The sequence below is a fragment of the Pseudotabrizicola sediminis genome (assembly GCF_004745575.1).
GTDB classification, from domain to species: Bacteria; Pseudomonadota; Alphaproteobacteria; order Rhodobacterales; family Rhodobacteraceae; genus Pseudotabrizicola; species Pseudotabrizicola sediminis.
This window is the reverse complement of the sequence record NZ_RPEM01000002.1, coordinates 377,897-400,070: the sequence shown is the minus strand read 5'-3', so window position 1 is coordinate 400,070 and position 22,174 is coordinate 377,897. Positions and strand designations below refer to the sequence as shown.

The 22,174-nt window shown below is 62.8% G+C and carries 22 protein-coding genes; 10 read left to right on the top strand and 12 right to left on the bottom strand.

What is annotated here, in order from left to right; all coding sequences use genetic code 11:
• Nucleotide 1: 1 nt before the first annotated feature.
• Together bhcB and bhcA are read right to left on the bottom strand one after the other, a co-directional pair.
• Entirely contained in the window at nt 2-973 is a 972-nt protein-coding gene (gene bhcB, locus EEB11_RS04615; RefSeq protein WP_135429236.1) for a beta-hydroxyaspartate dehydratase BhcB, read from the bottom strand.
• 73 nt (nt 974-1,046) lie between these two features.
• The gene (gene bhcA, locus EEB11_RS04610) at nt 1,047-2,237 is read right to left on the bottom strand and encodes an L-aspartate--glyoxylate aminotransferase BhcA (protein WP_135429235.1); all 1,191 of its coding nucleotides are present in this window, start codon (nt 2,235-2,237) and stop codon (nt 1,047-1,049) included.
• Nucleotides 2,238-2,391: 154 nt separating this feature from the next.
• Here bhcA and bhcR point away from each other — a divergent pair, with 154 nt between their 5' ends.
• The gene (gene bhcR / locus EEB11_RS04605; RefSeq protein WP_135429234.1) at nt 2,392-3,219 is read left to right on the top strand and encodes an HTH-type transcriptional regulator BhcR; all 828 of its coding nucleotides are present in this window, start codon (nt 2,392-2,394) and stop codon (nt 3,217-3,219) included.
• Here the strand turns inward: bhcR and parC are convergent.
• Nucleotides 3,212-5,515: a DNA topoisomerase IV subunit A gene (parC, locus tag EEB11_RS04600; RefSeq protein WP_135429233.1), complete on the bottom strand. Its 2,304-nt coding sequence runs from the start codon at nt 5,513-5,515 to the stop codon at nt 3,212-3,214. The two genes, bhcR and parC, sit on opposite strands and share 8 nt — an antisense overlap.
• A gap of 195 nt (nt 5,516-5,710) precedes the next feature.
• On the opposite strand from parC, the gene EEB11_RS04595 reads away from it, so the two are divergent.
• The 6 genes from EEB11_RS04595 to EEB11_RS04570 all read left to right on the top strand — a co-directional run bounded on the left by EEB11_RS04595 (nt 5,711) and on the right by EEB11_RS04570 (nt 10,011).
• The gene (locus tag EEB11_RS04595) at nt 5,711-6,223 is read left to right on the top strand and encodes an SH3 domain-containing protein (RefSeq protein WP_135429232.1); all 513 of its coding nucleotides are present in this window, start codon (nt 5,711-5,713) and stop codon (nt 6,221-6,223) included.
• Nucleotides 6,224-6,314: 91 nt separating this feature from the next.
• Nucleotides 6,315-7,139, top strand: coding sequence for an SDR family NAD(P)-dependent oxidoreductase (locus tag EEB11_RS04590; protein WP_135429231.1), 825 nt, complete (start codon nt 6,315-6,317; stop codon nt 7,137-7,139).
• A gap of 289 nt (nt 7,140-7,428) precedes the next feature.
• A complete protein-coding gene (locus tag EEB11_RS04585) occupies nt 7,429-7,635 on the top strand; it encodes a twin transmembrane helix small protein (protein WP_135429230.1) in 207 nt (68 codons plus the stop codon).
• A gap of 3 nt (nt 7,636-7,638) precedes the next feature.
• Complete coding sequence (locus EEB11_RS04580) at nt 7,639-8,211, top strand: cob(I)yrinic acid a,c-diamide adenosyltransferase (protein ID WP_135429229.1); 573 nt, start codon at nt 7,639-7,641, stop codon at nt 8,209-8,211.
• 115 nt (nt 8,212-8,326) lie between these two features.
• Nucleotides 8,327-9,088 (top strand): electron transfer flavoprotein subunit beta/FixA family protein, encoded by a 762-nt coding sequence (locus tag EEB11_RS04575; RefSeq protein WP_135429228.1) that lies wholly within the window; start codon nt 8,327-8,329, stop codon nt 9,086-9,088.
• Nucleotides 9,088-10,011, top strand: a complete 924-nt coding sequence (locus EEB11_RS04570) for an electron transfer flavoprotein subunit alpha/FixB family protein (RefSeq protein WP_135429227.1) — start codon at nt 9,088-9,090, stop codon at nt 10,009-10,011. The genes EEB11_RS04575 and EEB11_RS04570 overlap by 1 nt, the downstream gene beginning before the upstream one ends.
• 54 nt (nt 10,012-10,065) lie before the next feature.
• On the opposite strand, the gene EEB11_RS04565 is transcribed toward EEB11_RS04570, so the two are convergent.
• Nucleotides 10,066-10,893 (bottom strand): DUF6473 family protein, encoded by an 828-nt coding sequence (locus EEB11_RS04565; protein ID WP_135429226.1) that lies wholly within the window; start codon nt 10,891-10,893, stop codon nt 10,066-10,068.
• Nucleotides 10,894-11,055: 162 nt separating this feature from the next.
• Here EEB11_RS04565 and EEB11_RS04560 point away from each other — a divergent pair, with 162 nt between their 5' ends.
• A complete protein-coding gene (locus tag EEB11_RS04560) occupies nt 11,056-11,931 on the top strand; it encodes a 3-hydroxybutyryl-CoA dehydrogenase (RefSeq protein ID WP_135429225.1) in 876 nt (291 codons plus the stop codon).
• A 32-nt stretch (nt 11,932-11,963) separates the two neighbouring features.
• On the opposite strand, the gene EEB11_RS04555 is transcribed toward EEB11_RS04560, so the two are convergent.
• From EEB11_RS04555 to EEB11_RS04525, 7 genes are read right to left on the bottom strand one after another with little or no spacing between them, the layout of a single operon-like run.
• Nucleotides 11,964-12,845, bottom strand: coding sequence for a lysophospholipid acyltransferase family protein (locus EEB11_RS04555; protein ID WP_245298770.1), 882 nt, complete (start codon nt 12,843-12,845; stop codon nt 11,964-11,966).
• Between the two features lie 32 nt (nt 12,846-12,877).
• Nucleotides 12,878-13,147, bottom strand: coding sequence for an HPr family phosphocarrier protein (locus EEB11_RS04550; protein ID WP_135429224.1), 270 nt, complete (start codon nt 13,145-13,147; stop codon nt 12,878-12,880).
• Nucleotides 13,148-13,149: 2 nt separating this feature from the next.
• Complete coding sequence (locus EEB11_RS04545; RefSeq protein ID WP_135429223.1) at nt 13,150-13,545, bottom strand: PTS sugar transporter subunit IIA; 396 nt, start codon at nt 13,543-13,545, stop codon at nt 13,150-13,152.
• Entirely contained in the window at nt 13,542-14,507 is a 966-nt protein-coding gene (rapZ, locus tag EEB11_RS04540; RefSeq protein WP_135429222.1) for an RNase adapter RapZ, read from the bottom strand. The genes EEB11_RS04545 and rapZ overlap by 4 nt, the downstream gene beginning before the upstream one ends.
• Nucleotides 14,491-14,913 carry an HPr kinase/phosphorylase gene (locus EEB11_RS04535; RefSeq protein WP_135429221.1) on the bottom strand — a complete coding sequence of 141 codons (423 nt, stop codon included), beginning with the start codon at nt 14,911-14,913 and terminating at the stop codon, nt 14,491-14,493. The genes rapZ and EEB11_RS04535 overlap by 17 nt, the downstream gene beginning before the upstream one ends.
• 20 nt (nt 14,914-14,933) lie before the next feature.
• The gene (locus EEB11_RS04530) at nt 14,934-16,637 is read right to left on the bottom strand and encodes a sensor histidine kinase (protein WP_135429220.1); all 1,704 of its coding nucleotides are present in this window, start codon (nt 16,635-16,637) and stop codon (nt 14,934-14,936) included.
• The gene (locus tag EEB11_RS04525; protein ID WP_135429219.1) at nt 16,634-17,335 is read right to left on the bottom strand and encodes a response regulator transcription factor; all 702 of its coding nucleotides are present in this window, start codon (nt 17,333-17,335) and stop codon (nt 16,634-16,636) included. The genes EEB11_RS04530 and EEB11_RS04525 overlap by 4 nt, the downstream gene beginning before the upstream one ends.
• A 359-nt stretch (nt 17,336-17,694) precedes the next feature.
• On the opposite strand from EEB11_RS04525, the gene EEB11_RS04520 reads away from it, so the two are divergent.
• Nucleotides 17,695-19,293 carry a phosphoenolpyruvate carboxykinase gene (locus tag EEB11_RS04520; RefSeq protein ID WP_135429218.1) on the top strand — a complete coding sequence of 533 codons (1,599 nt, stop codon included), beginning with the start codon at nt 17,695-17,697 and terminating at the stop codon, nt 19,291-19,293.
• A gap of 141 nt (nt 19,294-19,434) precedes the next feature.
• Here the strand turns inward: EEB11_RS04520 and EEB11_RS04515 are convergent, their stop codons facing one another.
• A complete protein-coding gene (locus tag EEB11_RS04515) occupies nt 19,435-20,220 on the bottom strand; it encodes a sulfite exporter TauE/SafE family protein (protein WP_135429217.1) in 786 nt (261 codons plus the stop codon).
• 193 nt (nt 20,221-20,413) lie between these two features.
• Between EEB11_RS04515 and EEB11_RS04510 the strand changes: the two genes are divergently transcribed.
• The gene (locus EEB11_RS04510; protein WP_135429216.1) at nt 20,414-22,081 is read left to right on the top strand and encodes an acyl-CoA dehydrogenase family protein; all 1,668 of its coding nucleotides are present in this window, start codon (nt 20,414-20,416) and stop codon (nt 22,079-22,081) included.
• The last annotated feature ends 93 nt before the right edge of the window (nt 22,082-22,174 follow it).

Genomic DNA, 22,174 nt, shown 5'->3' with positions numbered 1-22,174 from the left:
GTTACCCTTTCATCCAAGGCAAAGTGTCCAGATCGACGTTTCCCCCGGTGATGATGACGCCAACGCGCCGCCCCCGGAAAACATCCTTGTTTTTCAGAATGGTAGCAAGCGGCACGGCGCAGCTTGGCTCCATCACGATCTTCATCCGCTGCCACGTCAGCTTCATCGCCTCGATGATCTCGTCTTCGGTGGCAGTGAAAATATCGGCCACGTGTTTCGAGACGAAATGCCAGGTCAGGTCTTTCAGCGGTACCTTCAACCCGTCAGCCACGGTTTCGGGCGCATCATCGGCAATGATCTTTCCAGCCTTGAAACTGCGATAGGCATCATCAGCATTCAACGGCTCGGCGGCGTAAACATCTACCCCGGGTGCCACCGCGCTCATGGTCAGGCAGGTGCCCGAAATCATGCCGCCCCCGCCAATCGGCGCGATCACGCAGTCCAATTCCTCAACCTGTTCAAGCAGTTCACGTGAACAGGTGGCCTGCCCGGCAATCACGCGAGCGTCATTGTAGGGGTGCACAAACTCGCCCCCCGTCCGCGCCTGCACCTGGGCAAACACCGCCTCGCGGCTGCTGGTGGATGGCTCGCATTCCGTGATCACCCCACCATAGCCCCGCACCGCATCTTTCTTGGCCTGCGGGGCCGTGCGCGGCATCACCACGTTGCATGGGATTCCCCGCCGCCCCGCCGCATAAGACAGGCTCAGCGCATGGTTGCCGCTGGAATGGGTGCAAACCCCTGCCCGCGCCTGCTCTTCGCTCAGGCCAAACACAGCGTTGCAGGCCCCGCGCACCTTGAACGCCCCGGCCTTCTGAAAGTTCTCGCATTTGAAGAACAGTTCGGCCCCGGTCAACTCGTTGAAATAGCTCGACGTCAGAACCGGCGTGCGGTGGATATGGGGACGGATGCGGTCATGCGCCGCGATCACATCGTCAAAGGTCGGCACATACATCTGGGGCAGATCCTTCATCTTGTTATCCCTCTCCTGTTCTCAAATACCCTCGGGGGGTCCGGGGGGCAGACAGCCCCCCGGCCTTTCGGCCTCACTCCGCCGCCATGGCCATCGCCACAGATGAGCCGCGATAATACTCCTGCGCCGCTGCCACGCCCGACCCAAGCGTGACGGGCCAGCCCAGATCGGCCATGCACATCTCGGCCGTGGCAAGGCCCGACAGGACCATCACATCGGTCAGCATGCCTAAGTGGCCGATGCGGAACACCTTTCCCGCCACTTCCCCCAGACCGACGCCAAAGGCCACGTCGTATTTCTCGGCCGCCAGTTTCACCAGATCGGTGCCGTAGCAGCCTGCGGGCACCATGACGGCGGTGACCGTGTCGGAGTAAAGATCGGGCGCCACGGCGCAGGGCGTCATGCCCCAGGCCGCAACCGCGCGGCGGACCCCGGTCGCAAGGCGGTGGTGGCGGGCGTAGACGGCGTCCAGACCCTCATCCTCCAGCATCTCGATCGCGCGGGCCAGACCGGCGATCAGACCAACGGGCGGGGTATAGGGAAAACCGCCGGCGGCATAGCCTTTCAGCATGTCTCGGAAGTCAAAGAAGGTGCGCGGCAGGGTGGCGGTTTCCATTGCGGCCAGGGCTTTCGGGCTGACGCCAAGGATCGCCAGACCGGCGGGCAGCATGAAACCCTTCTGGCTCCCCGCCACCGCGATATCGACGCCCCACGCGCCCATCTCAAACGGCATCGACCCGATGGACGACACGCCGTCAACCATCAGCATCGCGCCATGGCCTGCCGCGTCCATGGCGCAGCGCAGGCCGGCGATGTCCGACCGGACGCCGGTGGCGGTCTCGTTATGGGTGGCCAGCACCGCCTTGATGGTGCCGGTGGTATCGGCCCGCAGCGCGGCTTCGATCTGGCCCAGCGGCGCGCCTTCTCCCCATGGTGTCTCGATGATCTGCACGCGCAATCCGTGGCGTTGGCACAGGTCGATCCAGCGGTGGCTGAACATCCCAAATCGGGCGGCCAGAACGGTGTCGCCGGGCGACAGGGTGTTGGTGATCGCAGCCTCCCACCCGCCGGTGCCGGTGGAGGGCAGAACGATGACCTCGCCTTCGGCCATCTTCAGCACACGGCGGACCCCCGCCACCGCAGGCCGGAACAGCCGGGCAAAGGCGGGCGAGCGGTGGTCCAGCGTGGGCATGTCGCAGGCCTTGCGGATGACCTCGGGGATATTGGTCGGGCCGGGGATGAAGACGGGGTTCTGGGAATACATGGCGGCTCCTCCAAGCGCTGTTGTCCCGACTATAGGGGAGGCAACGCAGTGCGCCAATTTTTTCGAAAAGGTTTTTCATTTTTCTACCGACATGCTATTCTTGCGCAATATCAAGTCATAAGCGTTTTTCATCACAACCCCCAAGGGATGAGACATGGCCAATACCCCCCGCCCGCGTGGACGCCCCAAGGCGTTTCATGACAAGACCGACCAGAACACCGTGCAGGCGCTGGACCGCGGGCTGGCGCTGTTGGAACTGGTGGCGGCGCGGCCCGGATTGTCACTGTCGGAACTGGCGGCGGCCAGCGGCGAGGCGGTGGCGACGGTGTTCCGCGCACTGGTCACCCTGCAGGGCCGCGACATGGTGGAGGCCGAGGAAGGCGGGCAGTTATGGCATGTCGGCCCCGGTGCGTTCCGCGTCGGCAGCACGTTCCTGCGCCGCACCAAGGTGGTGGAACGCGCACGGCACCCGATGGACATGCTGATGCGCGACAGCGGCGAGACCGCCAATCTGGGCATCGAGGCCGGGGATGAGGTTCTGTTCCTGTCACAGGTGGAAACGCACGAGGCGATCCGCGCGTTTTTCCCGCCCGGCACCAAGGCCCCGATGCATGTGTCGGGCATCGGCAAGGCGCTGCTGGCCTGGTATGGCGAGATCCGGGTGCGGCGGGTGATCGAGCGCAAGGGGCTGGAGCGGTTCACCGACCTGACGCTGGGCACCGAAGCGGACCTGATGCGCGATCTGGCCGCCATCCGCGCACGCGGCTATGCGGTGGACGATCAGGAACGCGCGCCCGGCATGCGCTGCGTGGCGGCCCCCATCTTCAACAGCCACGCCGAGCCGGTGGCGGGGCTTTCCGTCTCTGGCCCCGCCTTCCGCATGGCGCTGGACGATACTGCGCGGATCGGCGCGCTTGTGCGGGCTGCGGCGGATCAGGTGACGCAAGCCACCGGGGGCGTGTTGCCCCAAGGCGTCAGGTAAAGGTGTTGTCGCGCGGGAACCCGCGCGGGGCCATCTTGCCCGCCCCGGCGCGCGGCCCCAGCCATTCGGCCAGATCGGGTTCCGACCGTGTACGCCCGGCGGGGTCTTTCCAAGTCAGGCCATCGGCCAGCGTGAAGGTGATGGCATCCGACAGCCCGCCATCCTTGTACTTTTGCAGCCGCACGCCCTTGCCGCGCGCCATTTCGGGCAGCTCGGACAACGGGAAAACCAGCACTTTGCGATTTTCACCGACCACAGCCACATGATCGCCGCGCGCCACGGTGACGACCTTTGTGGTCACGCCGTCGCGCACGGTAAGCACTTGCTTGCCCGCGCGTGTCTGGGCCAACACCTCTTCGGACGGCACGATGAACCCGTCCCCGGCAGAGGAGGCCACCAGCAGTTTCTGCCCCGGCTGGAAGATCGTAAGGTAGACGATTTCGGCGTCATTGGGCAGATCGACCATCAGGCGCACGGGTTCCCCCATGCCACGCCCACCGGGCAGGTTGGCCCCGATCAGCGTGTAGAACCGGCCATTGGCGGCGATCAGCAGGATCTTGTCGGTGGTTTCGGCATGGAAGGCAAAGCGCGGGCCATCGCCATCCTTGAACTTTTGTTCCGCCGCCAGATCGACATGGCCCTTCATCGCCCGGATCCAGCCCATTTTCGAGCAGATCACGGTGATCGGTTCGCGTTCGATCATCGCCTCGAACGGCACATCCTCGATCACGCCGGCTTCGGCAAAGGCGGTGCGGCGGGCGCCGAGTTTCGTGGCCTTGCCGAATTGCTTGCGGATGGCTTCCAGCTCGACGCCGATCTGCTTCCATTGCAAACGGTCGCTGTCCAACAGCTCGGCCAGCCCGGCGCGTTCCTTCATAAGGGCATCGCGTTCGGCGATCAGCTCCATCTCTTCAAGCTTGCGCAATGACCGCAGGCGCATGTTCAGGATGGCCTCGGCCTGCACCTCGGTCAACTCACCCTCACCCGGGGCGGGGGCGGTGTAGTCCTTTTCCGACATCGCGCGGGCATGGGGCTTGCCCCAATGTTCGCGCATCAGGGCGGATTTGGGGTCGGCGTCATAGCGGATGATGTCGATCACCCGGTCAAGGTTCAGGAAGGTGATGATGAACCCTTCGAGAATCTCCAGCCGGTGGTCGATCTTTTCCATCCGGTGTTCCGACCGGCGGCGCAGCACGTTGCGGCGGTGGTCAAGGAAGGCCTTAAGCACCTCTTTCAGGCTGCAGACCTTTGGCACCTTGCCGTCGATCAGCACGTTCATGTTCAGGCTGAAGCGGGTTTCCAGATCGGAATTGCGGAACAGCGTGCCCATCAGCATATCGGGGTCGACCGTTTTGGCGCGCGGTTCCAGCACGATGCGGACATCTTCGGTCGATTCGTCGCGCACATCGGCCAGCAGCGGGATTTTCTTGGTCTGGATCAGCTCGGCCAGTTTTTCGATCAGCTTGGATTTGGCGACCTGATACGGGATTTCAGTCACCACAATCTGCCAGGTGCCCCGGCCCAGATCCTCGACCTCCCACTTGGCGCGGGTGCGGAAGGAACCGCGGCCCGTCTCATAGGCATCCAGCATCACCGAACGCGGTTCCACCATCACGCCGCCGGTCGGGAAATCGGGGCCGGGGATCAGATCGACCAGCTCCGTCGTGGTGATGTCGGGGTTGCGCAGCATCGCGTGGCAGCCCTGAATCAGCTCGTCCAGATTGTGCGGCGGGATGTTGGTGGCCATGCCGACGGCAATACCGCTGGACCCATTGGCCAGCAGGTTCGGAAAGGCGGCGGGCATGACGACAGGCTCTTCCAGCGTGCCATCATAGTTGGGGCGATAGTCGACCGCGTTTTCGGCCAGCCCTTCCATCAGGGTTTCGGCAATCGCGGTCAGCCGCGCCTCGGTATAACGCGCGGCGGCGGGGTTATCGCCGTCGATGTTGCCGAAGTTGCCCTGACCATTCACCAGCGGGTAGCGGACGTTGAAATCCTGCGCCAGACGCGCCATCGCGTCATAGATCGCGGCGTCGCCGTGAGGGTGGTAATTGCCCATCACGTCGCCAGCGATCTTGGCCGATTTGCGGAAAGCGCTGGTGGCCGAAAGCCGCAGTTCGCGCATGGCAAACAGGATGCGCCGGTGGACGGGTTTGAGCCCGTCACGCGCATCGGGCAGCGCACGGTGCATGATGGTGGACAGCGCATAGGTCAGATACCGCTCGCCAATGGCGCGGCTCAGCGGCTCGGCCATTTCGACAGGTTCGGTCTTGGGCGGATCGGTGTTGTCTGACATGGGCGTGGTGTAATCTGCAGTGCGCTGCCGGTCCAGACCGAAATGCGGGCGGCATGTCAGGGGTTCTCGGATCGGGACGTCGGGGGATATCAGAAATGTCGGGAACTTTTTGCATCACAGCGGGTTGAGGCGGTGTGATGACGTGTGAAGATGGCCTTCACACAGCTTTTTGCCCCAAGAATTTCAGGTGCCCGAATGATCCGAATGCTGTTGCTGCTCTGCGCGGGGCTTTTCCTGACCCTTCAGATCGGGGGGCAGGACAAGGGGCAAATGCGCTTTGGCCTGACAGAGGCGGCGCGGACACCGGCAAGGGTTGTGGTGCCGGTTGCGGATGAAACGATGGCGATGGATGCGCCGTCAGGGGCTGCTTTTGCAGCACCGGTGGCCAGTGCCCCCCAGACCGTCCCTGCCCCGGAAGAGGCAATGGTGCTTGCGTCGTTTGGCGCGGCACAGCCGATCATGCGGCAGGCCGCACCCGTGACCGGGGCCGAGACCGCCCCAGACGGCGCGGTGTGGTATGTGACCGGGCGATCGGTGAACGTACGCATCGGCCCGTCGACCCGGGATGATGTCCTGGGCCGGTTGACCCGCGGGGAAGCCGTGACCGTGGTTGCGGTCGAAGACAATGGCTGGGCACGTGTGCGGCTGGAAGGCGATGGCGTCGACGGGTTCATGTCGATGTCGTTCCTGAGCGACAGCGCGCCATAGACTCTGGTCCCAGTCAGCAAAACCTATCCGCAATACCGCTTTGCGGACCGGTCGTTTCGCCCTAAGCAGGGAAAAAACGAACGGGCAGAGCATGGGACAATCAATTCTTATCACCGGATGTTCTTCGGGCATCGGGCTGGATGCAGCGCGCGGGCTGCGGGCGCGGGGCTGGCGGGTGTTTGCCAGTTGCCGGCAGCAGGCCGATTGCGACCTGCTGCGCGCCGAAGGGTTTGACAGCCCCCGGCTGGACTATGCCGATGAGGCCAGCATCGAGACCGCGCTGGCGCAGGTGCTGGAAGCGACGGGCGGCACGCTGGATGCGCTTTACAACAACGGGGCCTTTGCCTGCCCCGGGGCAGTGGAAGACCTGCCGCGCGGCGCGCTGCGCGAGATTTTCGAGACCAATCTGTTCGGCACCCACGACCTGACCCGCCGGGTGATTCCGGTGATGCGGGCGCAAGGGCATGGGCGGATCGTGAATTGCTCGTCCGTGCTGGGGCTGGTCGGGATGAAATGGCGCGGGGCTTATGTTTCGACCAAATTCGCGTTGGAAGGATTGACCGATGTGTTGCGCATCGAGATGCAGGGCACCGGCATTTCAATCAGCCTGATCGAACCTGGCCCGGTGACAAGCCGGATCCGCACCAATGCGATTGCGCATTTCGAAAAATGGATCGACTGGGAAAACTCGGCGCGCGCGGCGGAATACACGGGCCTGCGCGGGCGATTGTATGAAGACCGGGGGCCAGACCGGTTTGAGCTGCCCGCCAGTGCGGTGACGAAAAAACTGATCCACGCGCTGGAAAGCCCCCGCCCCCGGGCGCGGTATTATGTCACAACGCCGACCCATCTGATGGGGTTCTTGCGGCGGGTGCTGCCAACCCGCGCGCTGGACTGGCTGATTGCCAAAGGGTGATGTGACCGGGGCAAAGGGGCCACCTCGGGGGGCATCGAGCCCCCGCTCGGTGGCGTTGCCACGGAATGCGGGGGAGGTCGGTGACAGGTCTTTGGCGTGACGCGGCTGTGACGGCGGATGCTCCGCGGGGCGTATTTTGAAAGCTGCCAATACAGGTTACGGGCCTTTGCCGGTGAACCTTTTCCGGATACTTTCTGCAGAGTGTCACTGCGGGTGGCCCCGCGTGCAAAATTGGCCTTCGCTTTTGCGCGATTGACGCCTAAGTCATGCGGACAGGAAGGGGATACCCATGCTTGATGATCCGCTGTTCATTCTGGCCGCCTTTGCCAGCCTTGGGGTTCTGATCATTCTGATGATCGGGATCGGAGGCTTTGCCAAAGGCGGTGATTTCAACCGCAAACATGCCAACCGGCTGATGCGCTATCGTATCGCGGCGCAGGCGGTTGCGGTTTTGCTGATTGTCGGGTTCGCCTATCTGCGCAGCAAAGGGAGCTAGGCATTGGTCGTTCTGTCGAAAATCTACACAAAGACCGGCGATGCCGGGGAAACTGCGCTGGGCAATGGCGCGCGGGTCGCCAAGCACAGTTTGCGGGTGTCGGCCTATGGTACGGTGGATGAAACCAATGCCACCGTCGGCCTTGCCCGCCTGCACGCGGATGCCGACATGGATGCGGCGCTGGCCCGGATTTCCAACGACCTGTTCGATCTGGGGGCCGACCTGTGCACGCCCGACATGCACAAGGACAAGGATCTGTCCTACACGCCACTGCGGATGATCGAGAGCCAGGTCACCCGGCTGGAGCATGAAATTGACGCCTATAATGCCCGCCTGACACCGCTGCGCAGCTTCATCCTGCCGGGCGGCAGTGCTTTGGCCGCCCAGCTGCACCTGTGCCGCACCATCTGTCGGCGGGCAGAGCGGCTGGTGGTGGAACTGGGCACGCTGGAAGAGGTGAACGCCGAAGCGGTCAAGTACCTGAACCGTCTGTCGGACTGGTTCTTTGTGGCCGGGCGTATTGCCAATGACGATGGCCGCGCCGATGTGCTGTGGGTGCCGGGGTTGACCCGCTGATCGGGGGAAACGTGGCGTTCCCGCGACCGGGCGCGTCGATTTTGCACTGTCACGGGCGGGTCAGACCCGTTAGTTACCCAAGCAGAGAGCTTGAACCCATAGGAGATTTGCGTCGATGAAGGTGCTGGTGCCCGTCAAACGTGTGATCGACTACAACGTGAAAGTGCGCGTCAAAGCGGACGGTAGCGGTGTCGATCTGGCCAATGTGAAGATGTCGATGAACCCTTTCGACGAGATTGCCGTGGAAGAGGCGATCCGGCTGAAGGAAAAGGGTATCGCGACCGAGGTTGTCGTGGTGTCGATCGGGGTCAAGCAATCTCAGGAAACGCTGCGCACCGCGCTGGCCATGGGGGCGGACCGCGCCATCCTGATCGAGGCGACCGACAACGTGCAGACCGACATCGAGCCGCTGGCCGTGGCAAAGCTGCTGGCGGCGGTGGTCAAGGAAGAAGCGCCGGGTCTGGTGCTGTGTGGCAAGCAGGCCATCGACAATGACATGAACGCCACTGGGCAAATGTTGTCGGCGCTGCTGGGCTGGAGCCAGGCGACATTCGCCAGCGAGCTGGTGATTGACGGCGACACGGCACAGGTGACGCGCGAGGTTGATGGCGGGTTGCAGACGATTTCCGTGAAAATGCCGACAATTGTGACGGTTGACCTGCGCCTGAACGAGCCGCGCTATGCGAGCCTGCCCAATATCATGAAGGCCAAGGCCAAGCCCTTGGCCGCCAAGACCCCCGCCGATTACGGCGTGGATGTTGCCCCGCGCCTGTCGGTGGTGAAAACCGTCGAACCCGCAGGCCGCAAGGCCGGGATCAAGGTTGGCTCGGTGGACGAGCTGATTGCAAAACTCAAAGACGAAGCGGGGGTGATCTGATGGCTGTTCTGCTTCTTGCCGATGTGAATGACGGGCAACTGGCCACCGATGCGGTCGCCAAGACCGTAATGGCGGTAAAGTCGCTCGGCGATGTGCATATTCTGGTCGCGGGTCAGGGCGGTGAATCCGCTGCTGCCGAGGCTGCCAAGCTGGATGACGTGGCGCGGGTGCTGTTCGCTGCTGACGCCGCCTATGAACACGGGCTGGCGGAATCGACCGCCGCGCTGATCGTGTCTTTGGCCGGGGATTATTCCCACATCGCCGGGGCTTCGACCGCGTTTTGCAAGAATGTGATGCCGCGCGTGGCAGCGCTCTTGGATGTGATGGTGCTGTCGGATGTCACTGCGGTGATTGACGCCGACACGTTTGAACGCCCGATCTATGCCGGCAATGCCATCCAGACCGTGAAGTCGTCTGACGCGACCAAGGTGATGACCATCCGCACCGCAAACTTTACCGGCGTGGGATCGGGTGGCTCTGTCGCGGTAGAGCCGGTGAGCGGCCCGGTGGAGGCCCTGTCGTCCTGGGTAGAGGACAAGGTGGCGTCCAGCGACCGGCCAGACCTGACCAGTGCAGGCATTGTCGTGTCGGGCGGGCGTGGCGTAGGCTCGGAAGAGGACTTCAAGCTGATCGAAGGGCTGGCCGACAAGTTGGGCGCTGCCGTCGGTGCAAGCCGCGCAGCGGTCGATTCGGGCTATGCACCGAACGATTGGCAGGTCGGGCAGACCGGCAAGGTTGTGGCACCGAAGCTCTATGTCGCGGTGGGGATTTCGGGTGCGATCCAGCACCTTGCCGGGATGAAGGACAGCAAGGTGATCGTGGCGATCAACAAGGATGAAGAGGCCCCGATTTTCCAGGTGGCCGATTACGGGCTGGTGGGCGACCTGTTCACCCTTGTGCCGGAGCTGACCGAAAAGCTGTAAGGCTTTGACACTGTGCATTTGCGGCGGGCACCCCATGCGGGTGCCCGTTTGCGTTTACAGCAGACGCAAAAGCTCTGGCCCCAGCTGATCAGCGATCTGGCGGTGGACGGCCGGGCCGGGCAACGACTGTGCCGCCGGTTCATCCAGCGCTGAAAAAGCCATGCCGGACGTGCCGCGCGCCAAGGCCGCAGCCGAGGGCGCGATTTCAAGATAGCAGGTCGCCCGGACGCGCAGGGCAGCGACCATTTCAGCATCGACAAGCAGCGGATTCTGGGCCAGATCAGACCGCCGCCCCGGCATAGGAGGCGGGGTATCGCCGATCCACAGAAGAAGGGTCGGGCAGGGCAGCGAGGCCAGCAGCGTTTTCATCCGGGCGACCCAGGCGGTGCGCAGCTCTTCGGCCACCACCTCGAACCGGTCGGCCGAGAGCGCTTGCAGGGCGTGCAGCATGTGACGGGTGAAACTGAATTCGGTAAAAACCACCTCGTCATATAGGTTGCGCAGGACCGGCGAGGCACACAGAAACCGGTCATTGCGACGGGCGTGCACCGAATAGAAACGGTTGCTGAGGTTTTGCGCGCCCACGATCTGCACCACGGCCACTTCGGCGCGCGCCGCGATGTCGAGCAGGCCGGGGTCTTTGAGGTACAGGTCGAGCCCCGCATTGACGACGCCCAGATTGACCACACGCAGGCCGGTTGCCGAGTCGACCAGCGCCGGAAACGGCTCGGGCACGAATTTGCCATAGGTCTCCGTGCCGCCCAGCATGACCACATAGGGCCGGTCCAGATCGCGGCGCGGACCACGGAACGTGACCCGGGACGCGCCATACCGACATGGGTAATAGTCGAGCGCACCGGCGCCCGGTTTTTCATATGTCATTACACCCACCACAATTTTAGTCACCCGCGGGCAGATTCACAGGTTTCCGTTACCAATCCGCTAATTGCGGGATTTGAGGCAAATGCGCTGCAACGCAGCGCCCTTGCCCCGTCGGGGTGCCGCGCCTATGGTTGCGCCAAAAGTAGAAAAAGGACATCCGGGATGGACATATCGAGCGTGGGCGTGGTTGGGGCCGGGCAGATGGGCAATGGCATTGCCCATGTCTTTGCCCTTGCCGGATATCATGTGATCCTGACAGATGTGAACGAAGCGGCGCTGACCAATGCCATCGCGCTCATCGACCGCAATATCGAACGGCAGGTCACGCGCGGCAAAGTCAGCGCCGAAGACAAGGCGGCCGCCATGTCGCGGATCAAGACCACGCTGGTCCTGGCCGAAGTCGGGCCGTGTGACCTGATCATCGAAGCCGCGACCGAGCGCGAGACGGTCAAGCAGGCGATCTTCGAAGACCTATTGCCGCATCTCAAGCCGCACACGATTCTGACCTCGAACACCTCGTCCATTTCGATCACCCGGCTGGCCAGCCGCACCGACCGGCCGGAAAAGTTCATGGGTTTCCATTTCATGAACCCGGTGCCGGTGATGCAGCTGGTGGAATTGATCCGGGGCATCGCCACCGATCAGGAAACCTGGGATGCGATGCATGCGGTGGTGCGCAAGCTGGGCAAAACCGCTGCCAGTGCTGAGGATTTCCCCGCCTTCATCGTCAACCGCATCCTGATGCCGATGATCAACGAGGCGGTTTATACGCTGTATGAGGGGGTTGGCTCGGTCAAGTCGATCGACGAATCGCTGAAACTGGGGGCCAATCATCCGATGGGTCCGCTGGAACTGGCGGATTTCATCGGGCTGGACACCTGCCTTGCCATCATGAACGTGCTGCATGACGGGCTGGCGGATACGAAATACCGGCCCTGCCCGCTGCTGACCAAATATGTCGAGGCCGGCTGGCTGGGCCGCAAGACCCAGCGAGGGTTCTATGACTATCGCGGCGAAACGCCGGTGCCCACACGTTGAGAACATTCGCGCGTGCCTTCCGGCGCGCGCGGTTATGTCCCCAGGTCAAGCGTATGCTGGCGCAGCCAGGCCAGAAAACCGCGCGGGTTGCCTTCCCACTTCGCCAGTTCGGACGCCGGGATGGCGGCCCCGATATGGGGGCGCTGTGGTTTGAACAGGGCGCGCTTGATTTCATAAAGCAGCAGGCCCTGACGCAGGGTATCGGACAGTTTGTTGGCGATCAGAAACACCCGGCTGTTCTGGCCGGTGAAATGCACCGGCACAATGGTGGCCCCTGAACGCTGGATCATCTTGTGGGTAAAGACATTCCATTCCGATTCGACCGCAGGGCCGAAGAAGCCTTCGGACATCGCGACCTTGCCCGCGGGGAACAGGATGATGACGCCGCCGCGCTTGAGATGCTCCATCGTCTCGTTGCGCATGACCAGCCCCGCCTCGCGCGCATTTTCTTCATGCGGGAAAGGCACCGGGATCATGAATTCCTCGACCTCGGGAATGCCCGTCAGCAGGGAACGGGTCAGGATCTTGAAATCTGACCGCACCCGGTTAACGATTTCGGCAAGAATCATGCCGTCGACCAGACCATGCGGGTGGTTTGACACCACAACAACCGGGCCGGTTGGCGGAATATGCGCCACCTCTTCCGGCGGGGTGTCGATGCGGATACCCATATGGCGCAAGGCCTTGGGCCAGAACGGCGAGCCGAAAGGCGCCCCCGCGCGTTCAAACTCGCGGATCAGCCGCAGCAGGGTGATTTTGGCGGTCAGCCATTCGATGGCGCGGATTGCCCCGGCCTTGACCGGGTTGGAAAAACTGCCGGCATAGGAAAGGCGGCGCATGTCATAGGGTCGCTCCGGCAGCCCGCGACGGGCCCCGTTGCGAATATGGGTCTCTATCTGCGGATGTTCGGTCACGATCCGTCGGCCTTTCTGCACCACTCAGTGGCTCAGTACTCTTCTCCGAAGCGGTTGGCCACCAGCACGCTGAGCGCCTCGGCCAAAGGGTCCGCCTCGGCCCCCGTGGTTCGTATCTCAATAGAGGTTCCGCGAGAAGCTGCCAACATCAAAAGCCCCATGATGGAATCACCCGACACGGTCATGCCGTCCTTGGTAACCTGCGCCTGTGCGTCATGCGCTTCGACCACTTCGACGAACTTGGCGCTTGCCCGGGCGTGAAGGCCCTTTTCGTTGACGATATGAAGCGTTTTATCCACCAAATTCAGGCCCCTCCGCCCAGGTCGAGGCTGTTGATGTATTTGCGCCCGGCATCCAGCGCCGCGGCCACCGCCGTTGCCACCGGAACGTCGCGGGTTTTGGCGAGTTTGATCAGCATCGGCAGGTTTGCGCCATAGATGATCCGGCGGTCGGGGCCGCAGCAGGCCATGAGCGACAGGTTGGAAGGCGAGCCGCCGAACATGTCGGTAACCACCACAACGCCTGCGCCCTGATCAACCGCATCCGCAGCGCCGCAGATCTCAGACTGCTTGGCGGCGCGGTCATGGTCATCTTCGATGGAAATGGCGCGCATGCCGATTTGCGGGCCGACGACATGTTCGACGGCGGCGAGATATTCGCGCGCAAGGCCGCCATGTGCCACGATCACGATTCCGATCAAACGCAGTCCATCCTTGTTGCCTGCACGCCCGTGGCCGATGGATCGGCGGCCGCCCGTCGTTCCAGTTCCCGATGCCGTTTTGACACTGCCCAGCCAGACTCTGCAAGGGTGTCAGCCATCATTTCCGCTACGGCAACAGACCTGTGTTGCCCGCCAGTACAGCCGAAGGCAATGCTGACATGCGAACGCCCCTCATCCAGATGGGCCGGAAGGAGAAAGGTGATCAACCCACTCACCCTTTGGGTGAATTCGGCAAAGCGGGGGTCGGCGCGGATGTGGTCCACCACCTGCGAATCGCGGCCATCATGGCCGCGCAGGGCCGGCTCCCAATGCGGATTGCGCAAGAAACGGCAGTCGAACACCAGATCGACCCCGCGCGGCACGCCACGTTTGTAGCTGAAGCTTTGCACCGAGACCGACAGGGTCGGCCCCTGCCCCCGGGCAAACCAGCGCGCAACTTCGGCCTTAAGCCCGTGCACGGTCAGATCGGTGGTGTCGATCAGGTGGTCGGCGCGGGCCCGGATGGGTGCGAGCAGGTCAATTTCACGCTCGATCCCGGCTTCGGGGCTGTCGCTGGGGGCAAGCGGGTGGCGGCGGCGGGTTTCGCTGTAGCGCTGCACCAGAACGGCGGGCTGGCAATCAAGATAAAGCACCGTCAGCTGCACGCGGGGATCGCGGGTCAACCGGTCGATCAGTTCGATCAGGCTGGAGGCGGCAAAATCGCGGTTGCGGACATCAAGGCCAAGGGCGAGCGGTTGCGCGGTCGGCGGCCCGTCGATCAGACGGGGAACCAGCGACAGTGGCAGGTTGTCGATCACCTCATACCCCAGATCCTCCAGCGCGTTGACCGCAGTGGATCTGCCGGCCCCGGACGGGCCAGTCACCAGAACCACCTCATGGTCCGTTGGGTGAAGATGAGCGGTATCTGCCACGTTTTCCAGCCTGCTAATCCTGGCGCCCATACAGAAGATAGTGTTTGAGCGAAGAAGGAAAATGGGCCGATTTGCTGCCAAGTACAAGGGAAAGCCGCTGTCGCATTATGGTGATATGCTGATAAACAGGCAGACGGTCGGTTTCTGCATGGTCCAGATCGACCACAAGCGCCACGGTGGCCTGCGCCAGATGCGGCACGTTGAGAAGGCCAACACCCCGCGCTTCGATCAGCCCGGAAATGGGCGCGGGGCAACTGGCGATGATCTGCGTGCCGTCCAGGGTCAGCACGGTCTGGTCATCGGCCACCAATGTCGCCCCGATGGCCATCAGTTGCAGCGCCAGTGAAGATTTGCCGCTGCCCGATGCGCCGGTCAGCAGGATGGCGCGCCCCTCAAAGGCGACGGTGGTGGCGTGAAGGATCAGCGGTGCCGTCATGACCCCGACCTGCTCCGACCTCAGACCGGCAGGCCGACGATGAACCGTGCGCCCAGCGGGTCAGAGGTGGCATCGGCGTTGGTGGGGCGGATGTTTTCGGCCCAGATCACGCCGCCATGCGCCTCGACGATCTGCTTGGAGATCGACAGGCCAAGGCCGGAGTTATTGCCGAACTGGCCCTGCGGGCGTTCGGAATAGAACCGCTTGAACACCTTGGTCAGCGCCTGTTCGGGAATGCCGGGGCCGGTGTCTTCGACCACGACCAGCACACGGTTGTCGCGCTTGCGGGTCCAGACCCGCACGGCATCGCCTTCGTCGCAGAACGACACCGCGTTGGAGATCAGGTTGACAAAAACCTGCGCCAGACGCGCCTCCAGCCCGGAAATCATGATCGGGTCCGCCGGGAAATCGGTGATCAGTTCGACCCCCTTTTCGTTCGCCTGCTGGCCCAGATAGTCGCACAGGTTTTGCAGGGTCTTGGTCAGGTTGAAATTCTCTTCCTCTTCCTTGACCAACTCGCTGTCGAGCCGCGAGGCATTGGAGATGTCACTGACCAGACGATCAAGGCGGCGCACGTCATGGTCGATCACGTCCAGCAGACGGGTGCGCTGGTCGTCGCGTTTGGCCAGATGCATCGAGGCCACGGCAGAGCGCAGGCTGGCCAGCGGGTTCTTGATTTCATGTGCCACATCGGCGGCGAATTGTTCATTGGCGTCAATCCGGTCGTAAAGGGCGGCCACCATGCCGCGCAGGGCCACCGACAGCCGCCCGATTTCATCGGGGCGCCCGGCAAGATCGGGGATGCGGATGCGCCCCGGCTGCATCTTGCGCGCATCCCGGTCGTGGCCCAGTTCGGCGGCGGCGGCCAGATCCGACAGCGGGTTGGCGATGGTAGAGGCCAGCACAAGGCTGAGCCCGATGGACACCAAAAGCGCCACCAGAAACATCTGCAGGATCTGTTCGCGTTCGTTGCGCACCAGTGCGTCAATCTCGCCCTCGGCGCTGATCAGAGCGACGACGGCCAGCACCTCACCGGCCCGTTCAACCGGGCTGACCACCGAAAACAGCGCGCCGCCTTCGGCACCGGTGCCAAGGTTGACCGCCGTCTGCCCGGCCATTGCCCGTTCAAACAGGGCGCGTGCCAGGCTTTCGGGCTCTATGGCCGCGCCCCGCCCGCCATTAGAGGCCACCAGCGCAGAGGCATTCTCCCAGACCGCATTCAGAAAGTCGGTGATCAGGGTCGACTGATCTTCCCCGTCCACCGGAACCCGCGTTCCGCCAGTGGCGGACCCCACCACGCGGCCACCCTTTTCGATCACAAGGATCGAGGTGCCAGAGCTGAGGCTGATATCCCCGATCGATTGCGCAAAAAGGCTGTCCGGGCCCATATCGACCACGCCTTGGGCTGGCAGGCGCGCCTCGAACACATCGGCGACCAGTTGCGCCTCGGTCACAAAGGCCTGTTCGCGCTGCACCACAAGGCTGTCGCGGAACGGGTTGAGGAACAATACGCCCGCAACCAGCACCAATAGCGCCATCAGATTGAAGATGATGATCTTGCGCGCCAGCGGCGAACGGTTCAGCGACACCAGGCTGCGCCGCCCCCGGCTTTCGCGCAAAACCGGGTCGGCCGCCTCGGGCGAGACCCAATCCTCACTCAGAAGGACGTCACCGCCCTTTGGGTTCTGTGGATCCCTGGGGCCGGCCTGGGGCATAGCGGTCATGCTTCGTTGTAGCGATAGCCAATGCCATACAGCGTTTCGATGGCCGAAAACTCATCGTCCACCGAGCGCATTTTCTTGCGCAGACGCTTGATATGGCTGTCGATAGTGCGATCGTCGACATAGACCTGATCATCATAGGCCACGTCCATCAGCTGATCGCGCGACTTGACGAAGCCGGGCCGCTGGGCAAGGGCCTGCAACAGCATGAATTCGGTCACGGTCAGGGAGACATCGAGCCCCTTCCAGCTGACCGAATGGCGCAACGGGTCCATCCGCAGGTGGCCGCGTTCCATGATCTTGGTTTCTTCGGTGACCGCCACCTCACCGGTGGCGATGGCATCCTGACGGCGCAGCAGCGCCCGGATCCGTTCGACCAGCAGCCGCTGGCTGAACGGCTTTTTCACATAGTCGTCGGCCCCCATCCGCAGGCCGAGCACTTCGTCAATCTCATCATCCTTTGACGTCAGGAAGATGACCGGCATGCTGGTCTTCTGGCGGATGCGCTGCAACAGATCCATCCCGTCCATGCGCGGCATCTTGATGTCCAGCACGGCCATGTCGGGCATGCGGCGTGTGAACGCATCATAGGCCGACTGACCGTCATTATAGGTTTCAACCTCGAACCCTTCGGCTTCCAGTGTCATTGCGACCGACGTCAGGATATTCCTGTCGTCGTCAACAAGGGCGATCCTTGCCATGGTGTGAGTATCCTTGTGACTGCCCGTATACGCTTATTTTTGCACCATGATCCGTGGAACCGTTAACGGAATCAACAACGAACTGCGAATCACCTCGGTTTCGGTTCCCATCTGACAAGATAATTGCCAAGGAATGGCTAATTTGCCTCACTTCCATGACCAGATGGGAAATGGTTGCGCTAAACTGCGGATGGTTGCGCTAACTGTGGTGATGCCGCCTGTTCCGAAACGTCATCGCTGTGTTATACGCGACTTGTGTCGACCAATGGCCCTGGGCGCCACCGGTATCCTATTGGCCCGGATACCGAATCTGACCGAAATCAGTCCGCGCTGCGGTGCGGGCAACGGGAGCTTGCAGGATGAACCACGGACGCGCGAACCCAAAACAGACCCTTGAGGCACAAGGCATCACAGGTCTGGGCAACGTCTATTACAACCAGATCGAGCCTGCCCTTGTCGATGCCGCGGTGTCGCGCGGTGAAGGGCGTCTGGGCAAGGGTGGCGCGTTCCTGTGCTCGACCGGGCAGTTCACCGGCCGGTCGCCCAAGGACAAGTTCGTGGTCCGCACCCCTTCTGTCGAAAACACGATCTGGTGGGACAACAATGCGCCGATGACGCCAGACGCCTACGCCCTGCTCAAGGCCGACATGCTGGCGCATCTGAAGGGGCGCGACATGTTCGTGCAAGATCTCTACGCCGGGGCCGATCCGCTGCACCGGCTGGATGTGCGGGTGGTTGCGGAACTGGCCTGGCACGGGCTGTTCATCCGCCACCTCCTGCGCCGTCCCGCGCAAGCTGAACTGGATGGCTTCACCCCGGAATGGACCATCATCAACATCCCCAGCTTCAAGGCCGACCCGGCCCGGCACGGCTGCCGCACCGAAACCGTGATCGCGCTGAACTTTGACGAAAAAACCGTGCTGATCGCCAATACCGCCTATGCGGGCGAGAACAAGAAATCGGTTTTCACCATCCTGAATTACCTGCTGCCCGAAGCGGGTGTGATGCCGATGCATTGCTCGGCAAACCATGCCATCGGCAATCCGGTGGATGCGGCGGTGTTCTTCGGCCTGTCGGGCACCGGCAAGACCACGCTGTCCGCCGCGCCCGACCGCACGCTGATCGGCGATGACGAACATGGCTGGTCGGATCGCGGCATCTTCAACTTTGAAGGTGGCTGCTATGCCAAGACCATCAACCTGGACCCCAAGGCCGAGCCAGAGATTTACGCCACCACCTCGCGCTTTGGCACTGTGGTCGAGAACATGGTGTTCGACCCTGAAACGCTGGAACTGGACTTCTCTGACAACTCGCTGACCGACAACACCCGCTGCGCCTATCCGCTGGAGGCGATTTCAAACGCGTCGGATACGGGCTTGGGCGGCCACCCAAGACATGTGGTGATGCTGACCTGCGACGCCTTTGGCGTGCTGCCCCCCATTGCACGGCTGTCGCCGGCGCAGGCGATGTATCATTTCCTGTCGGGCTTCACCTCCAAGGTGGCAGGCACCGAGCGGGGGGTAACGGAACCCACGCCAACCTTCTCGACCTGTTTCGGCGCGCCCTTCACGCCGCGCCGGCCCGAGGTTTATGGCAAGCTGTTGCAGGAAAAGATCCTGAAACAGGGGGCGACCTGCTGGCTCGTCAACACCGGCTGGACCGGCGGGGCTTACGGCACCGGCAAGCGGATGCCGATCAAGGCGACCCGCGCCCTGCTGACGGCGGCACTGGATGGTTCGCTGGCGGGGGTTGAATTCCGCCGCGATCCGAACTTTGGCTTTGACGTGCCGGTTGCAGTCTCGGGCGTTGACGCCACGCTGCTCAACCCGCGCACGACATGGGCCGATGCGGGTGCCTATGATGCGCAGGCGCGCAAGCTGGTTGAGATGTTCTCGAAGAACTTCGGGCAATACGTGCCCTATATCGACGACGATATCAAAGCCGCCGCCATCTGCTGACTGCGCACAGACAGCCCTACGTTTGCCATACCTTAAGCATACGTAGATCATACCCTGACCATACTCAGCGCCCGCGTGTCACCCACGCGGGCGCTTTGCATTTGCGGCTTGCCGGATATTCCAGCGCAGAGCACGTCTGCCTCAGATCACCAGCGCCTGTAGCACCAGATTGAGCCCGGTCACCACCAACAGGGCTTGTGTCCAGCGCCGGAACCGTGCCTGTGGCAGCCGGTCCTGCAACTGGTAGCCCAGCACCATCCCGACCTGTGCAGGCACCACCAGCGCCGCCGAAAACGCCAGCGTCTGCGCGTTGGCCAGCCCGGTGCCCAGATGCGCGGCCAGCAGCGCCACCGCGCCGATCAGGAAGACCACGCCCTGCGCCCGGATCGCCTCCAGCTTCGGGGCGTTGATCGACAACAGGTACACCAACAGTGGCGGTCCCCAGATGCCCGACACCCCGCCGTACAGCCCGCCAATCACCCCCAGACCCCATTCGGCACGGCTGCGATGCTCCAGCCGCAGAGCCAGTGGCACCCCGGCCAGTTGCAGCGCGGCAAAGGCCGTGACCGGCACGCCGAGCAGCAACAGGTAGGCCACCCGTGGGATCTGGTCGAAGACCTGCGCCGAAATGGCAATAAAGACCACCGTGCCGATCAGAAAGCGCCGATACTGCCAGGCAGTCGCCCGCGCCGGGGCGACGCCTTGGCGAAAGGCCTGGCTCAGGTTGGTGATCAGCGTGGGCAGGATCAGCCCGGCCAGCGCCACCTCGGGCGGCAGAAACGCGGAAAAGGCCGAGATCATGATCAGCGGCATGGCAAAACCGATGGCGCCTTTGACAAAGCCGGCAAACAGGGTCACGGCCAGCGCGACCAGAAGCGGCCAAAGGCCCTGCCCTGCAGAGATATGGAGGATGAATGCGTCGTTCATCCCGCTTGCATCGCGCGCGGGGACGGAAATGAAAACCCCTTTGGCAAGCGCAGAAAGAACTAGTTGCGGCTGCGACGCTTTGCCCGCGACACATTCGATCAGTTGACGTAGTTTATGTTGAAATTAAGTTGCGCTGCACCTGCAAAGTGATTAGCTCGGACTCATCCACAGACTCAAGGACAGGACTCTCGCCATGGCCCATGACGGACAGACCCAACCGACCTCGCCGTTGCTGGCAGACCTGCTTGGGCTGACCGCTCAGGCCCTGCCCGAGGTGGAGGCCGTGTTCACGCAAGGGCGCGAAAACCTGCGCGCCATGGTGACGGTTGCGGGCAAAGTTTCGGCCCCCGCGATGGAAGAGCATCAATACGCCGCCCATGCACTGTCCTGGCTGGCGACCTATACCGAGGCGCTGCGGCAGATGCAGGCCTGGGCGCTGCGACTGCAAGATGATGGGCGGTTCGCCGAGATGGAGGGGCTGATCCTGCAGATCGCCTATGGCGAATACCTGAATCAGATCCATGGCGGCATCCCGATGAGCCAGGGCGAAATCGCGCGCCTGCAGGATCTGGGGCTTGAGGCCGCGCCCTTTGGGGCGGCGGCGCAGACCCTGATGGCGCAGGGCAACACAAGTGCCGCCCGCGCGGCGCTGGTGGCGCTGATGCGCGACAGCCGGGCCAATGCGACCTTTGGCGCGACCGGGCTGGATGACGAGTTGGAGATGATCCGCGACCAGTTCCGCCGCTATGCTGCCGAACAGGTCACGCCCTTTGCCCATGAATGGCATCTGAAGGACGAACTGATCCCGATGTCGGTCATCGACCAGCTGGCGGAAATGGGCGTGTTCGGGCTGACCATCCCCGAAGAATTCGGCGGCTTTGGCCTGTCGAAGGCCAGCATGGTCGTGGTGTCGGAAGAACTGTCGCGCGGCTACATCGGCGTCGGCTCGCTTGGCACCCGGACCGAGATTGCGGCCGAGTTGATCCTGTGCGGCGGCACGCCCGAGCAAAAGGCGCAGTGGCTGCCCAAGCTGGCCAGCGGGGAAATCCTGCCGACGGCGGTGTTCACCGAACCCAACACCGGGTCGGACCTTGGGGCGTTGCGCACCCGCGCGCGGCGTGACGGCGAGGATTGGACGATCACCGGCAACAAGACCTGGATCACCCATGCCGCCCGCACCCATGTGATGACGGTGCTCGCCCGCTCTGTCGACGCGACCACCGACTATCGTGGGCTGTCGATGTTTCTGGCTGAAAAGACCCCCGGCACGGATGAGGCGCCGTTTGCCGACCCCGGCCTGTCAGGTGGCGAGATCGAGGTGCTGGGCTATCGCGGCATGAAGGAATACACCGTCAACTTTGATGATTTCAAGGTGAAGGGTGAAAACCTGCTGGGCGGAGTGGAGGGCCAAGGCTTCAAGCAGCTGATGCAGACCTTTGAGTCCGCCCGCATCCAGACTGCCGCCCGCGCCATTGGCGTCGCGCAAAACGCGCTGGATGTGGGGATGAGTTATGCCGAGGACCGCAAGCAGTTCGGCAAGCCGCTGATCGACTTCCCGCGCGTGGCGGGCAAGCTCGCGATGATGGCGGTTGAGATCATGGTGACGCGGCAGCTGACCTATTTCAGCGCCTGGCAAAAGGACCATGACAAGCGTTGCGATCTGGAGGCAGGAATGGCCAAGCTGCTGGGGGCGCGGGTGGCCTGGGCGGCGGCGGACAATGCCTTGCAGATCCATGGCGGCAACGGTTTTGCGCTGGAATACCAGATCAGCCGCATCCTGTGCGATGCCCGCATCCTGAACATCTTTGAAGGGGCCGCCGAAATTCAGGCGCAGGTGATTGCCCGGCGGCTGCTGGACTGAGGGGGTATGCATCATAGGGGGGCCAGGGTGTGATATTGCTTTATATCAACGCCTTGACCTGTCAGCGGCCATAGGCATTTAACGATTGACCAT

Bases quoted from the DNA above. Each gene is read 5' to 3' on its own strand.
- EEB11_RS04515 (WP_135429217.1), bottom strand. From the start codon at position 20,220: ATGAACGACGCATTCATCCTCCATATCTCTGCAGGGCAGGGCCTTTGG.
- bhcB (WP_135429236.1), bottom strand. From the start codon at position 973: ATGAAGGATCTGCCCCAGATGTATGTGCCGACCTTTGACGATGTGATC.
- rapZ (WP_135429222.1), bottom strand. From the start codon at position 14,507: ATGGGCGCCAGGATTAGCAGGCTGGAAAACGTGGCAGATACCGCTCAT.
- EEB11_RS04520 (WP_135429218.1), top strand. From the start codon at position 17,695: ATGAACCACGGACGCGCGAACCCAAAACAGACCCTTGAGGCACAAGGC.
- EEB11_RS04525 (WP_135429219.1), bottom strand. From the start codon at position 17,335: ATGGCAAGGATCGCCCTTGTTGACGACGACAGGAATATCCTGACGTCG.
- EEB11_RS04565 (WP_135429226.1), bottom strand. From the start codon at position 10,893: ATGACATATGAAAAACCGGGCGCCGGTGCGCTCGACTATTACCCATGT.
- EEB11_RS04590 (WP_135429231.1), top strand. From the start codon at position 6,315: ATGGGACAATCAATTCTTATCACCGGATGTTCTTCGGGCATCGGGCTG.
- EEB11_RS04570 (WP_135429227.1), top strand. From the start codon at position 9,088: ATGGCTGTTCTGCTTCTTGCCGATGTGAATGACGGGCAACTGGCCACC.
- EEB11_RS04530 (WP_135429220.1), bottom strand. From the start codon at position 16,637: ATGACCGCTATGCCCCAGGCCGGCCCCAGGGATCCACAGAACCCAAAG.
- EEB11_RS04560 (WP_135429225.1), top strand. From the start codon at position 11,056: ATGGACATATCGAGCGTGGGCGTGGTTGGGGCCGGGCAGATGGGCAAT.
- EEB11_RS04510 (WP_135429216.1), top strand. From the start codon at position 20,414: ATGGCCCATGACGGACAGACCCAACCGACCTCGCCGTTGCTGGCAGAC.
- bhcA (WP_135429235.1), bottom strand. From the start codon at position 2,237: ATGTATTCCCAGAACCCCGTCTTCATCCCCGGCCCGACCAATATCCCC.
- EEB11_RS04575 (WP_135429228.1), top strand. From the start codon at position 8,327: ATGAAGGTGCTGGTGCCCGTCAAACGTGTGATCGACTACAACGTGAAA.
- EEB11_RS04595 (WP_135429232.1), top strand. From the start codon at position 5,711: ATGATCCGAATGCTGTTGCTGCTCTGCGCGGGGCTTTTCCTGACCCTT.
- EEB11_RS04535 (WP_135429221.1), bottom strand. From the start codon at position 14,913: ATGACGGCACCGCTGATCCTTCACGCCACCACCGTCGCCTTTGAGGGG.
- EEB11_RS04585 (WP_135429230.1), top strand. From the start codon at position 7,429: ATGCTTGATGATCCGCTGTTCATTCTGGCCGCCTTTGCCAGCCTTGGG.
- parC (WP_135429233.1), bottom strand. From the start codon at position 5,515: ATGTCAGACAACACCGATCCGCCCAAGACCGAACCTGTCGAAATGGCC.
- bhcR (WP_135429234.1), top strand. From the start codon at position 2,392: ATGGCCAATACCCCCCGCCCGCGTGGACGCCCCAAGGCGTTTCATGAC.